This window comes from Enterobacter sp. RHBSTW-00975 (genome assembly GCF_013615235.1).
GTDB lineage: Bacteria > Pseudomonadota > Gammaproteobacteria > Enterobacterales > Enterobacteriaceae > Enterobacter > Enterobacter ludwigii.
This window is the reverse complement of the sequence record NZ_CP055883.1, coordinates 243,309-255,407: the sequence shown is the minus strand read 5'-3', so window position 1 is coordinate 255,407 and position 12,099 is coordinate 243,309. Positions and strand designations below refer to the sequence as shown.

Sequence of the window (12,099 nt, the reverse complement as noted above, 5' to 3'; positions counted from 1 at the left end):
CTTTGAGTGCCCACACAGATTGTCTGATAAATTGTTAAAGAGCAGTTGCGACGCGGCTTACAGCTCACCGTCGCGAGGTGGCGTATATTACGCTTTCCTCTTTCAGAGTCAACCCTGAAGTTCAGGATTTTTTCTCTTCAACCGACCGGGTTAACTGTGAAGTGATTCACATCCGCCGTGTCGATGGAGGCGCATTATAGGGAGTTCTCTGCAGGCCGCAACCGCTAAATGACAGAAAAATGACTGACTGCTGCATTCCCCAGCAAAACCCCGCCTTATACCCTTTTACACACAGACTTATCCACAGAGATACGAAAAAGTGAAAATTCGCGAGCGTTGCGCAAACGTTTTCGTTAAAATGCTCGCGCTTAACAAGGATGCCTCGTCAGGTGTGTTAGATGAGTTTTTCGCTGGAAAATTCATCTAACGCTCTCTGTAATCGTGAAATCCAGGGGATTTACCATGCAACAACGTCGTCCAGTCCGCCGCGCTCTGCTCAGTGTTTCTGATAAAGCCGGTATCGTCGAATTCGCTCAGGCACTTTCTGCACGCGGTGTGGAGCTGCTTTCTACAGGTGGTACCGCTCGCCTGTTAGCAGAGAAAGGTCTGCCGGTAACCGAAGTGTCCGATTACACCGGTTTTCCGGAAATGATGGATGGACGCGTCAAGACCCTGCACCCGAAGGTCCACGGCGGTATTCTTGGCCGTCGCGGCCAGGACGACGGCATTATGGAAAAGCATGATATCGCGCCAATCGACATGGTCGTCGTTAACCTCTACCCGTTCGCTCAGACCGTTGCCCGCGAAGGCTGCTCTCTGGAAGACGCCGTCGAAAATATTGATATCGGCGGCCCAACCATGGTGCGCTCAGCGGCTAAGAACCATAAAGATGTTGCCATCGTGGTGAAGAGCAGCGACTACAACACCATTATTAATGAGATGGATGCCAACGAAGGGTCGCTGACGCTGGAGACGCGTTTCGACCTCGCCATCAAAGCATTCGAGCACACCGCCGCGTACGACAGCATGATCGCCAACTACTTCGGTAGCCTGGTGCCTGCTTATCATGGCGAAAGCACTGAACCTTCCGGCCGCTTCCCGCGTACGCTGAACCTGAACTTCATTAAGAAGCAGGATATGCGTTACGGAGAGAACAGCCACCAGCAGGCTGCCTTCTATATAGAAGAAGAGGTAAAAGAAGCCTCTGTTGCGACCGCACAGCAAGTTCAGGGCAAGGCACTCTCCTATAACAACATCGCTGACACCGATGCAGCGCTCGAGTGCGTGAAAGCGTTCAGTGAACCCGCCTGCGTAATCGTGAAGCACGCGAACCCATGTGGCGTAGCGGTAAGCACCTCCATTCTCGACGCCTATGATCGCGCGTATAAAACCGACCCAACCTCCGCATTCGGCGGCATTATCGCCTTCAACCGCGAGCTGGACGCTGACACAGCACAGGCCATCATCTCCCGTCAGTTTGTCGAAGTGATCATCGCTCCTTCTGCATCCGACGAAGCCCTGAAAATCACCGCGGCAAAACAGAACGTGCGCGTACTGGTGTGTGGCCAGTGGGCTGAGCGCGTACCGGGTCTGGACTTCAAACGCGTGAACGGCGGTCTGCTGGTTCAGGATCGCGATCTGGGCATGGTTACCGCGGGCGATCTGCGCGTCGTGACGAAACGCCAGCCTACCGAGCAGGAACTGCGTGACGCGCTGTTCTGCTGGAAGGTCGCGAAGTTCGTGAAATCCAACGCGATTGTCTATGCAAAAGAGAACATGACCATCGGAATAGGCGCAGGCCAGATGAGCCGCGTTTACTCCGCGAAAATTGCCGGTATCAAAGCGGCCGATGAAGGTCTGGAAGTGAAAGGCTCGGCAATGGCCTCTGACGCCTTCTTCCCGTTCCGTGACGGTATCGACGCTGCTGCTGCAGTGGGCATTACCTGTGTTATCCAGCCTGGCGGCTCAATCCGTGACGACGAAGTCATTGCCGCTGCTGACGAACACGGCATTGCGATGATCTTCACCGACATGCGTCACTTCCGCCATTAATCCACGGAGCAGAAAATGAAAGTATTAGTCATTGGTAATGGCGGGCGCGAGCACGCTCTGGCGTGGAAAGCGGCCCAGTCGCCGCAAGTGAAAACCGTCTTTGTGGCACCGGGTAATGCCGGTACTGCGCTGGAACCCACGTTACAGAACGTCGCTATCGGCGTGACCGATATCCCGGCCCTGTTGAGCTTTGCTCAGCAGGAGAAAATCGATTTGACCATCGTGGGTCCGGAAGCGCCGCTGGTGATTGGCGTCGTTGACGCCTTCCGGGCTGCTGGCCTGCAAATCTTCGGCCCAACGGAAGGGGCTGCACAGCTGGAAGGCTCGAAAGCCTTCACCAAAGATTTCCTCGCACGTCATAACATCCCGACGGCGGAATATCAGAATTTCACCGAAGTAGAGCCAGCCCTGGCTTACTTACGTGAAAAAGGTGCGCCTATCGTTATCAAAGCCGACGGTCTGGCCGCCGGTAAAGGCGTTATCGTGGCGATGACGCTCGAGGAAGCCGAAGCCGCGGTTCAGGATATGCTGGCAGGCAACGCCTTTGGCGACGCGGGCCATCGCATCGTGATTGAAGAGTTCCTTGACGGTGAAGAGGCGAGCTTTATCGTGATGGTCGACGGCGAGCATGTTCTGCCGATGGCCACCAGCCAAGATCATAAACGCGTTGGCAATGCAGATACCGGGCCGAACACCGGCGGTATGGGCGCTTACTCCCCTGCCCCTGTGGTCACTGACGAAGTGCATCAGCGCACCATGGACCGCATTATCTGGCCAACCGTCAAAGGCATGGCTGCTGAAGGTAATACTTACACCGGTTTCCTCTATGCAGGCCTGATGATCGACAAACAGGGCAATCCGAAGGTGATTGAGTTCAACTGCCGCTTCGGCGATCCGGAAACACAGCCAATCATGCTGCGCATGAAATCTGACCTGGTGGAACTGTGTCTTGCCGCCTGTGAAGGTAAGCTGGATGAGAAAACGTCTGAGTGGGATGAACGTGCTTCTCTGGGCGTGGTGATTGCTGCGGGGGGTTATCCGGGCAATTACAATACCGGTGATGAGATCCACGGTTTACCGCTGGAAGAATTGGAAGGCGCGAAGGTATTCCACGCCGGCACAAAGCTGTCTGACGACGATCGCGTGCTTACTAATGGCGGCCGTGTACTGTGTGCGACCGCGCTGGGTCACACCGTTGCAGAAGCACAGAAGCGTGCCTATGCGCTGATGGCAGATATTCACTGGAACGGTAGCTTTAGCCGCCAGGATATCGGTTATCGCGCAATTGCGCGTGAGCAGGGCGAGTAATTCTTCCGCCAGCCCCTCTCCCGTCAGGGAGAGGGGACGTCACTCAAAAACTCTTTTCTGTCGGCTGCCAGGTGCAGAAGTCTTCGTTCGCGACCAGCAGCAGTTGAGAACCTTCCGGCGCTTCCAGCCACGCCACACTCACTTCCATGGATGAATGCCGCTGACGGCGCTCAATATGTTCGGTTGCCCAGGCTTCAAGCTCAGGCTTAACGGTTTGCCCTTCGCAGGTTGTTACCGTGCCATCGGCATGCCAGCGCCCCTGGCGCAGCACAACGCGTCCCTGACGCAGCGCATCGCTGGTCTGGCGGATTTGTTCGGCACGATAACGATAGAGTGCGACTTGATCGCTGGAAAGCTGCTGTTTTTGACCGCTGACTTCCCGTTGCATAAAGCTCAGCTCGCCATGGTCATCAAAACGCACTTTCACATGTTCGGGGGTCTTGCTGTAGACATTCAGTTCTATCAGCGACAGGTCATCGCCCTGCCAGCGATACTCCGCGGTCGACGTATTGCCGTTATGCCACGGACTGAAAGCAGAAAGCAGATGCACTTCGCCGCCAGAATCTTTGCGCCAGATCCTCACCGCACCCTGGTTGTCAGCGTAGCCGCTGGCGGTAAACGGTGGCAGAGAGGTGTCGTGGCTACAGGCGGACAGAAACATCACGCCCGCCAGCGCGAAAAGACCGCGCCAGACAGACAAAAGGGGCGTTGCCGCCCCTTCGTTAAAACTGTTCACTGCCACGCGTCTTACTTAACAGCGTCTTTCAGTGCTTTACCAGAAACAAATGCCGGCACGTTAGCTGCGGCGATTTTGATTTCTTTACCGGTCTGCGGGTTGCGGCCAGTACGCTCAGCGCGGTGGTTCACTTTGAAGGTACCGAAACCAACCAGTTGTACAGCATCACCTTCTTTCAGAGACTCAGTAATAGCAGCCAGGGTAGATTCCAGAGCAGCTTTAGCCTGCACTTTAGACAGATCAGCCTTGTCCGCAATTACATCAATCAGTTGAGTCTTGTTCATAAGTTATCCTTTCAATGTGTTTATCGCTTGCTAAGCATCGAGTGCGACGAAAATGCCAAAAAAGCACTCTCCTGCATACACGCACCGATAGCCACTTTTTTTCGCCCCCCAAATGTAGACCAGACAAGGGGCGAAAGGGAAGAGTCGAGGAGCGACAAAACGAGCGTTATATCAAGTTTTGTTGTCTCATTGGTTAAAAATTATACCAATATTACTCTCACCAGCCTCACGTAAGTCCGCACGGAGCCCTTTTATCAGCTCAATATCGCGTTCTTCACACTCTGCCAGCAGGCGGAAAATCTCCCACTGGATATCCCATTCCTGCTCAACCGCGGGGTTCACTCGCAGCTCTTCGTCGGTCATTTCCCGACCTTCCTGGGTCATTTCCAGCATCGCGACGGTCGTAATGGATGCCTTGCTGACTTCGATAGCATGCTCCAGCGTTTCACCGCTCAGACGGGAATGAATCAGTTCACTTAATGCCACGCAGGCATCAATGGCCGGATAGACACCATACAGGTCGTAGTCATCCGCCGCCGGGATCGCCTCTTCAAGCTTTTCAAGCTGAGAGTCGAAGTTCACCTTAGCGTCTTTGACCGTCAGCGTCTCCCAGATTAAATCCAGGATGCGGCGATAAATCTGCCCTTCACCAAAGCCTGTCTGCTTGCAGAACGCGGCATAGTTGGGATACATGCGCTCGCACAGGCAAGCCATAAAAGTCACGTGCTGCCAGCTTTCCAGCTTCTCAAGGCGCAGATGAATCGGGTTTTGTAGCATGATGAGGTCTCGAATCGAAAATTAGCCGCAGTTTACCTGAATCATCACTGAATTTCTTGCCAACGCGTAAAAGCCGAACGCCCTGACGCTACCGCATCAGCCCAGCGGGTGGGCTCCGGTAAGCGATACCCTTTCATGCAGCGCTGCACCCACGCCAGCGCACTGTCCGTGCTCACCCGATGCCCGGTGGCGATAAACAGGGGGTTACAACGCGCTTTACTGCGCCAGACCCACGCCAGTTGCTCACCCTTATCGATGAGAGGTGCCAGCGCGCCTGGCTCGGCGGAGAGCGGCTCAAACGCACCGCACAGACGTTTTTTAGCCACACCGATGGTGGGGACATCCACCAGCAGCCCAAAATGGCTGGCGACGCCTAAGCGGCGCGGATGAGAGATACCATGGCCGTCGACAAACAGCAGGTCGGGTTTTTGCGAGAGTTGCTCCCACGCTGCCAGCAGCGCGGGATATTCACGGAATGAGAGAAAGCCAGGAATGTACGGCATGGTGGTGGCGATACGCGCCACCTTGTACTCCACCAGTTCCAGCGAGGGATATTTCAGCAGCACCATTGCCGCCCGCGTCACTTCACCTCCCTGCTCAAACCCCACATCTGCTCCGCCAATGTACTGCGGCGGGTCTGTGTCCAGACGATCCTCGCGGATCACGGATGAGGCCAGTTCTATCTGTTGAGCGCGTAATGACGCGAGATCCATAACCACTCCTTACTGATGATAATGTGCAGAAAGTCGGTGCACCGCCTCCACAAACGCGCCAGCGTGTTCTGGCGGTACATCCTGATGAATACCGTGCCCGAGGTTGAACACGTGTCCTTCGCCCTGGCCGAAACCAGCAAGAATGGAGGCCACCTCTTCCTCAATACGGGCAGGCTGAGCATAGAGCATAGACGGGTCCATGTTGCCCTGCAGCGCCACTTTGTCACCCACGCGACGGCGCGCATCGGCAATATCGGTTGTCCAGTCGAGACCCAGCGCGTCACAGCCGGTGGCGGCCATGGCTTCCAGCCACTGCCCACCGCCTTTAGTGAACAGCGTCACCGGCACCCGGCGACCTTCGTTTTCACGCAGCAGGCCATCGACGATTTTATGCATGTAATACAGCGAGAACTGCTGGTAATCGCGCCCGGTCAGCACGCCGCCCCAGGTATCGAAAATCATCACCGATTGCGCGCCTGCTTTAATCTGCGCGTTAAGATAGAGTGTGACGCTCTTCGCCAGCTTGTCGAGCAGCGTATGCAGCGCCTGTGGCTCCGCGTACATCATCTTTTTAATGACGGTAAAGACTTTGCTGCTGCCACCTTCCACCATATAGGTCGCCAGCGTCCACGGGCTGCCTGAGAAGCCAATCAGCGGCACTTCGCCTTTCAGTTCACGGCGAATTGTGCGCACGGCGTTCATCACATACCCCAGCTCCTGCTCAGGATCCGGTACCGGCAGCTTATCAACGTCGGCTTTGCTTTTGATCGGGGAGGTGAAACGCGGACCTTCACCGGTTTCGAAATAGAGCCCAAGGCCCATGGCATCCGGAATGGTCAGAATGTCCGAAAAGAGAATAGCGGCATCCAGCGGGTAGCGGCGCAGCGGCTGGAGCGTCACTTCGCAGGCCAGCTCGGCATTTTTGCACAGCGACATAAAATCACCCGCCTGCGCACGCGTGGCTTTGTACTCTGGCAGATAGCGCCCCGCCTGGCGCATCATCCACACCGGGGTGACATCAACGGGCTGGCGCAGCAGCGCACGCAGATAACGATCGTTCTTCAGTTCGGTCATTTTGCAGTTCCTTATTGCGTCAGTCCGTGAGTGTAACACTACTCATACTCGGCCCGACACATCGCCACGGTATCTTCTATCAGCCGACGGGCTACCGTTCCCGGCGGGGGTAACAGTGGCAAATCGTCATAACGGTACCAGTTCGCGTCCAGCAGCTCTTTCTGGTCGATAACAATCTCACCGCTATCGTATTCGGCCATAAACGCCGTCATCAGCGACTGTGGGAACGGCCACGGCTGAGACGTTACGTAACGCAGGTTCTTCACCCGGATCCCGCTCTCTTCCATCACTTCACGCGCCACCGCCTGCTCCAGCGTTTCGCCCACTTCAACGAACCCGGCAAGAACAGTATGAATGCCGTTGCGATGGCGGGTATGTTGCGCCAGCAGGATGGAATCGTCACGCCGGATAGCGACGATAATGCACGGTGCAATCTGCGGATAATAGCGTTCACGGCAGTGGCTGCAGAGCATGGCCCACTCGGTTTTACTCGGGTGCATGGTATGCCCGCAGTAGCCGCAGTATTTATGCGATCGGTAAAACTCGGCCAGCTGCACGCCACGGCCTGCCAGCTGGAACAGGCCCACATCAAGATCCAGCACCTGACGAACGGATCCCATGTCCTGGCGGCGAGGCTGCTGGATCAACCACACCGGCTCCCCTTGCCACTCGCCGATCTTCAGTGCAGGCTGACCAACGAGATCGAAACGATCGGCAGTGCCATAGGGTATTTCCCCACCGGGCAGCCATAATTTTTGTTCGTGACTGACAATCCACCAACCCAGATCTGATTTTTCAATAATACGATCCATATCTATTGCACTACCTTCGCTTCACTGACATGTTGTTAGCATTGTGGTTACATTTTGGATAAGCAGAATCAATTCTAAACCTTGCGGAGTCGAACATGTTAAACCAGCTAGAAAGCCTGACTGAGCGCGTTAGAGGAAGTAACAAACTGGTGGATCGCTGGCTACATGTGCGCAAGCATCTACTCGTGGCTTATTACAATCTGGTCGGTATTAAGCCTGGCAAAGAATCGTTTATGCGGCTGAATGAAAAAGCGCTGGATGATTTTTGTCAGAGCCTGGTCGACTACCTGTCCGACGGCCATTTCAATATTTATGAACGCATTATCCGCGAAATGGAAGGCACTAGCCCGTATTTAACGGCATCCAAACTCTACCCGCTGCTGGAAGCCAATACCCAGCAGATCATGAATTACTACGATTCCACCCTCGAGAACGCCATCGATCACGACAACTACCTTGAGTTTCAACAGGCGCTGTCCGATCTCGGCGAAGCGCTGGAAGAGCGATTCTCGCTGGAGGATAAGCTGATCGCTCTCGTGCTGGATAACGATTCTAAGGCCAGCAACGAAGATAACATCGCGCGACCTGCTTGAGTTCTTAATCGTTAACGAGTAGTTTACAAACATTCGCCCCTTTCAGGAGGGGGTATTACACGAAATCATTCATGCGATAGCGCGAACGATGGCGTGTAAATTTCTTGTCGGAGTGCCCAGTGTGAAAGCACGGGCTGAGACCGTTAATTCGGGATCCGCGGAACCTGATCAGGCTAATACCTGCGAAGGGAACAAGAGTAAAACTGCTGTAGTATCGCCCCCGGGCGATCTCCTCTTGCTTCATCCGTCGTCTGACAAGCCATGTCCTTCATTTTTGGAATGAGCTATGTCTACTACTAAACTGACCCGCCGCGAACAGCGCGCACACGCCCAACACTTCATCGACACCCTGGAAGGCACCGCTTTCCCGAACTCTAAGCGTATTTACATCACCGGCTCTCAGGCGGATATCCGCGTTCCGATGCGCGAAATCCAGCTTAGCCCGACGCTTCTTGGCGGCAGCAAAGAAAACCCGCAGTATGAAGACAACGAAGCCGTGCCGGTCTACGACACGTCTGGCCCGTACGGCGATCCTGATGTGGCCATTAACGTGCAGCAGGGTCTGGCAAAACTGCGCCAGCGCTGGATTGACGCGCGTAACGACTGCGAAGAACTGACGGTTCGCAGCTCTGCCTACACCAAAGAGCGTCTGGCCGACGACGGCCTGGACGAACTGCGCTTCGCGGGCCTGCTGACGCCGAAACGTGCGAAAGCGGGCAAATGCGTCACCCAGCTGCACTATGCGCGTCAGGGGATCGTCACCCCGGAGATGGAGTTTATCGCCATCCGTGAAAATATGGGCCGTGAGCGCATCCGTAGCGAAGTGCTGCGCCACCAGCATCCGGGCGAAGGTTTCGGTGCCCGCCTGCCGGAAAGCATCACCCCGGAGTTTGTGCGCGATGAAGTGGCCGCTGGCCGCGCGATTATCCCCGCCAACATCAATCACCCGGAATCCGAACCGATGATTATCGGCCGCAACTTCCTGGTGAAGGTCAACGCCAATATCGGTAATTCCGCGGTCACCTCCTCCATCGAAGAAGAGGTCGAGAAGCTGGTCTGGTCAACGCGCTGGGGCGCGGACACGGTAATGGATCTCTCCACCGGGCGTTATATCCACGAAACCCGCGAGTGGATCCTGCGTAACAGCCCGGTGCCTATCGGAACGGTGCCGGTCTATCAGGCGCTGGAGAAAGTGAACGGTATCGCTGAAAACCTCACCTGGGAAGCGTTCCGCGACACGCTGCTGGAGCAGGCTGAACAGGGTGTAGACTACTTCACCATCCACGCGGGGGTGCTGCTGCGCTACGTGCCGATGACCGCGAAGCGTCTGACCGGCATTGTCTCGCGCGGGGGCTCAATCATGGCGAAGTGGTGTCTGTCTCATCATCAGGAAAACTTCCTCTACGAACACTTCCGCGAGATCTGCGAAATCTGTGCCGCTTACGACGTCTCGCTGTCGCTGGGCGACGGCCTGCGCCCTGGTTCCATTCGTGATGCCAACGACGAAGCGCAGTTTGCCGAACTGCACACGCTGGGCGAGCTGACCAAAATCGCCTGGGAGTATGACGTGCAGGTGATGATTGAAGGCCCGGGCCATGTCCCCATGCAGATGATCCGCCGCAATATGACGGAAGAACTGGAGCACTGCCATGAAGCACCATTCTATACCCTGGGGCCGTTGACCACCGATATTGCCCCGGGTTACGACCACTTCACCTCCGGAATTGGTGCGGCGATGATCGGCTGGTTCGGTTGCGCCATGCTCTGCTATGTGACGCCAAAAGAGCACCTCGGTCTGCCCAACAAAGAGGACGTGAAGCAGGGGCTTATCACCTACAAAATTGCCGCCCACGCTGCGGACCTGGCGAAAGGCCATCCGGGCGCGCAAATTCGCGATAACGCGATGTCGAAGGCCCGCTTTGAATTCCGCTGGGAAGATCAGTTTAACCTCGCGCTCGACCCGTTTACCGCCCGCGCCTATCACGACGAAACCCTGCCGCAGGAGTCCGGCAAAGTGGCCCATTTCTGCTCCATGTGTGGGCCAAAATTCTGCTCAATGAAGATCAGCCAGGAAGTGCGTGACTACGCCGCCGCGCAAACCATTGAAGTGGGCATGGCGGATATGTCAGAAACCTTCCGCGCGAAAGGCGGCGAAATCTACCTCAAAAAAGAGGAGGCGTAATGTACCAGCCCGATTTCCCACCCGTGCCCTTTCGTTTGGGGCTCTACCCGGTGGTGGACAGCGTGGAGTGGATTGCCCGCCTGCTGGAGGCAGGTGTACGCACGCTGCAGCTACGCATCAAAGATAAACGCGATGAGGAGGTGGAGAACGATGTCGCTGCCGCCATCGCGCTGGGGCGTCGGTATAACGCCCGCCTGTTTATCAACGACTACTGGCGACTGGCGATAAAGCACCAGGCCTACGGCGTGCATCTGGGTCAGGAGGACCTGGAGACCACAGACCTGAATGCCATCCGGGAAGCCGGTTTGCGCCTGGGTGTCTCGACCCATGACGATATGGAGATTGACGTGGCGCTGGCGGCTCGCCCTTCGTACATTGCGCTTGGACACGTCTTCCCGACGCAAACTAAACAAATGCCCTCCGCGCCACAAGGGCTGGCACAGCTGGCGGCTCACGTGAAGCGTCTTGCGCAGTACCCGACCGTGGCCATCGGCGGGATTAGCCTTGAACGCGCTCCGGCCGTGCTGGATACCGGTGTCGGCAGTATCGCCGTCGTCAGTGCCATCACCCAGGCCGCAGACTGGCAGGCCGCCACCCGGCAGCTCTTACAACTGGCAGGAGCAGGCGATGAATGATCGTGACTTTATGCGCTATAGCCGCCAGATCCTGCTGGAGGATATCGCCATCGACGGGCAGCAAAAGCTACTCGCCAGCCGGGTTTTGATTGTCGGGCTGGGCGGATTAGGCGCGCCTGCCGCGCTCTATCTGGCCGGTGCAGGCGTGGGCACGCTGGTACTGGCCGATGACGACGAGGTGCATCTTAGCAACCTGCAGCGTCAAATCCTCTTCACCACCGAGGATATCAACCAGCCCAAAGTACACATTACCCGCCAGCGTCTGAACCAGCTGAACCCGGATATTGAGCTCATTGCGTGTCAGGAGCGGCTCAGCGGCGACAATCTGCGCCGAGAAGTCGCCCTGGCCGACGTGGTGCTGGACTGCACCGACAATATGGCAACCCGCCAGGCGATCAACGCCGCCTGTGTCGCAAAAAATACGCCGCTTATCACCGCCAGCGCGGTGGGATTCGGCGGGCAGATGATGGTCCTGACACCGCCGTGGGCGCAGGGCTGCTATCGCTGTTTGTGGCCAGACGATGCTGAGCCAGAGCGTAACTGTCGCACCGCGGGCATTCTTGGCCCGGTTGTGGGGGTGATGGGTACCCTGCAGGCGCTCGAGGCCATCAAGCTGCTCAGCGGAATGGAGACCGAGCGCAACACGTTGCGGTTATTTGACGCTCGTTCCAGCGGCTGGCGTCATCTGGCGTTACACCGCGCCAGCCACTGCCCGGTATGTGGAGGCGGCAATGCGCATTCTGTTTAACGATGAGCCGATGAAATGCGAGGACGGGCTCACCGTTGCCGTGCTGCTCGATAAGCTTCGCCAGCTCAAGCCGGGAACGGCGCTGGCGCTCAATCAACAGATCCTGCCGCGCGAGCAGTGGGAACATCAGCAGGTCAGTGAAGGCGACCAGATCCTGCTGTTTCAGGTTATCGCAGGGGGCTGAG

13 protein-coding genes and 1 riboswitch are annotated in these 12,099 nt (G+C 56.4%); of the genes, 7 read left to right on the top strand and 6 right to left on the bottom strand.

The window, feature by feature from the left end; genetic code table 11:
- The first annotated feature begins 462 nt into the window (after positions 1-462).
- Both purH and purD read left to right on the top strand, forming a co-directional pair.
- Complete coding sequence (gene purH / locus HV340_RS01235; RefSeq protein WP_032679371.1) at positions 463-2,052, top strand: bifunctional phosphoribosylaminoimidazolecarboxamide formyltransferase/IMP cyclohydrolase; 1,590 nt, start codon at positions 463-465, stop codon at positions 2,050-2,052.
- 15 nt (positions 2,053-2,067) lie between these two features.
- Complete coding sequence (gene purD, locus HV340_RS01230) at positions 2,068-3,360, top strand: phosphoribosylamine--glycine ligase (protein ID WP_032679369.1); 1,293 nt, start codon at positions 2,068-2,070, stop codon at positions 3,358-3,360.
- Positions 3,361-3,403: 43 nt separating this feature from the next.
- Here the strand turns inward: purD and HV340_RS01225 are convergent, their stop codons facing one another.
- The 6 genes from HV340_RS01225 to nudC form a co-directional block, all read right to left on the bottom strand.
- The gene (locus HV340_RS01225) at positions 3,404-4,096 is read right to left on the bottom strand and encodes a DUF1481 domain-containing protein (RefSeq protein ID WP_020882988.1); all 693 of its coding nucleotides are present in this window, start codon (positions 4,094-4,096) and stop codon (positions 3,404-3,406) included.
- Between the two features lie 11 nt (positions 4,097-4,107).
- The gene (gene hupA / locus HV340_RS01220; protein WP_002445246.1) at positions 4,108-4,380 is read right to left on the bottom strand and encodes a nucleoid-associated protein HU-alpha; all 273 of its coding nucleotides are present in this window, start codon (positions 4,378-4,380) and stop codon (positions 4,108-4,110) included.
- A gap of 186 nt (positions 4,381-4,566) precedes the next feature.
- The gene (locus HV340_RS01215; RefSeq protein ID WP_014168169.1) at positions 4,567-5,157 is read right to left on the bottom strand and encodes a YjaG family protein; all 591 of its coding nucleotides are present in this window, start codon (positions 5,155-5,157) and stop codon (positions 4,567-4,569) included.
- A 44-nt stretch (positions 5,158-5,201) separates the two neighbouring features.
- Positions 5,202-5,870, bottom strand: a complete 669-nt coding sequence (gene nfi / locus HV340_RS01210) for a deoxyribonuclease V (RefSeq protein WP_049022677.1) — start codon at positions 5,868-5,870, stop codon at positions 5,202-5,204.
- 9 nt (positions 5,871-5,879) lie between these two features.
- Positions 5,880-6,944: a uroporphyrinogen decarboxylase gene (gene hemE / locus HV340_RS01205; RefSeq protein ID WP_049022678.1), complete on the bottom strand. Its 1,065-nt coding sequence runs from the start codon at positions 6,942-6,944 to the stop codon at positions 5,880-5,882.
- A 38-nt stretch (positions 6,945-6,982) separates the two neighbouring features.
- Positions 6,983-7,756 (bottom strand): NAD(+) diphosphatase, encoded by a 774-nt coding sequence (gene nudC / locus HV340_RS01200; RefSeq protein WP_014168166.1) that lies wholly within the window; start codon positions 7,754-7,756, stop codon positions 6,983-6,985.
- Between the two features lie 95 nt (positions 7,757-7,851).
- Between nudC and HV340_RS01195 the strand changes: the two genes are divergently transcribed.
- The 5 genes from HV340_RS01195 (at position 7,852) to thiS (ending at position 12,098) form a co-directional block, all read left to right on the top strand.
- On the top strand, positions 7,852-8,349 hold the full coding sequence (locus HV340_RS01195) for an Rsd/AlgQ family anti-sigma factor (RefSeq protein ID WP_014168165.1): 498 nt from the start codon (positions 7,852-7,854) through the stop codon (positions 8,347-8,349).
- A gap of 98 nt (positions 8,350-8,447) precedes the next feature.
- Positions 8,448-8,557: riboswitch (TPP riboswitch) on the top strand.
- 78 nt (positions 8,558-8,635) lie between these two features.
- Positions 8,636-10,531: a phosphomethylpyrimidine synthase ThiC gene (gene thiC / locus HV340_RS01190; RefSeq protein WP_059306457.1), complete on the top strand. Its 1,896-nt coding sequence runs from the start codon at positions 8,636-8,638 to the stop codon at positions 10,529-10,531.
- Positions 10,531-11,166, top strand: coding sequence for a thiamine phosphate synthase (thiE, locus tag HV340_RS01185; protein ID WP_032679970.1), 636 nt, complete (start codon positions 10,531-10,533; stop codon positions 11,164-11,166). The genes thiC and thiE overlap by 1 nt, the downstream gene beginning before the upstream one ends.
- The gene (gene thiF / locus HV340_RS01180; protein WP_059306458.1) at positions 11,159-11,914 is read left to right on the top strand and encodes a thiazole biosynthesis adenylyltransferase ThiF; all 756 of its coding nucleotides are present in this window, start codon (positions 11,159-11,161) and stop codon (positions 11,912-11,914) included. Before thiE ends, thiF begins: the two co-directional genes overlap by 8 nt.
- Positions 11,898-12,098: a sulfur carrier protein ThiS gene (gene thiS, locus HV340_RS01175; protein ID WP_014168161.1), complete on the top strand. Its 201-nt coding sequence runs from the start codon at positions 11,898-11,900 to the stop codon at positions 12,096-12,098. Before thiF ends, thiS begins: the two co-directional genes overlap by 17 nt.
- Position 12,099 lies beyond the last annotated feature (1 nt).

Coding starts and splice junctions, on each gene's coding strand:
- purH (WP_032679371.1), top strand. CDS start 463: ATGCAACAACGTCGTCCAGTCCGCCGCGCTCTGCTCAGTGTTTCTGAT.
- purD (WP_032679369.1), top strand. CDS start 2,068: ATGAAAGTATTAGTCATTGGTAATGGCGGGCGCGAGCACGCTCTGGCG.
- hupA (WP_002445246.1), bottom strand. CDS start 4,380: ATGAACAAGACTCAACTGATTGATGTAATTGCGGACAAGGCTGATCTG.
- HV340_RS01215 (WP_014168169.1), bottom strand. CDS start 5,157: ATGCTACAAAACCCGATTCATCTGCGCCTTGAGAAGCTGGAAAGCTGG.
- nfi (WP_049022677.1), bottom strand. CDS start 5,870: ATGGATCTCGCGTCATTACGCGCTCAACAGATAGAACTGGCCTCATCC.
- hemE (WP_049022678.1), bottom strand. CDS start 6,944: ATGACCGAACTGAAGAACGATCGTTATCTGCGTGCGCTGCTGCGCCAG.
- nudC (WP_014168166.1), bottom strand. CDS start 7,756: ATGGATCGTATTATTGAAAAATCAGATCTGGGTTGGTGGATTGTCAGT.
- HV340_RS01195 (WP_014168165.1), top strand. CDS start 7,852: ATGTTAAACCAGCTAGAAAGCCTGACTGAGCGCGTTAGAGGAAGTAAC.
- thiC (WP_059306457.1), top strand. CDS start 8,636: ATGTCTACTACTAAACTGACCCGCCGCGAACAGCGCGCACACGCCCAA.
- thiE (WP_032679970.1), top strand. CDS start 10,531: ATGTACCAGCCCGATTTCCCACCCGTGCCCTTTCGTTTGGGGCTCTAC.
- thiF (WP_059306458.1), top strand. CDS start 11,159: ATGAATGATCGTGACTTTATGCGCTATAGCCGCCAGATCCTGCTGGAG.
- thiS (WP_014168161.1), top strand. CDS start 11,898: ATGCGCATTCTGTTTAACGATGAGCCGATGAAATGCGAGGACGGGCTC.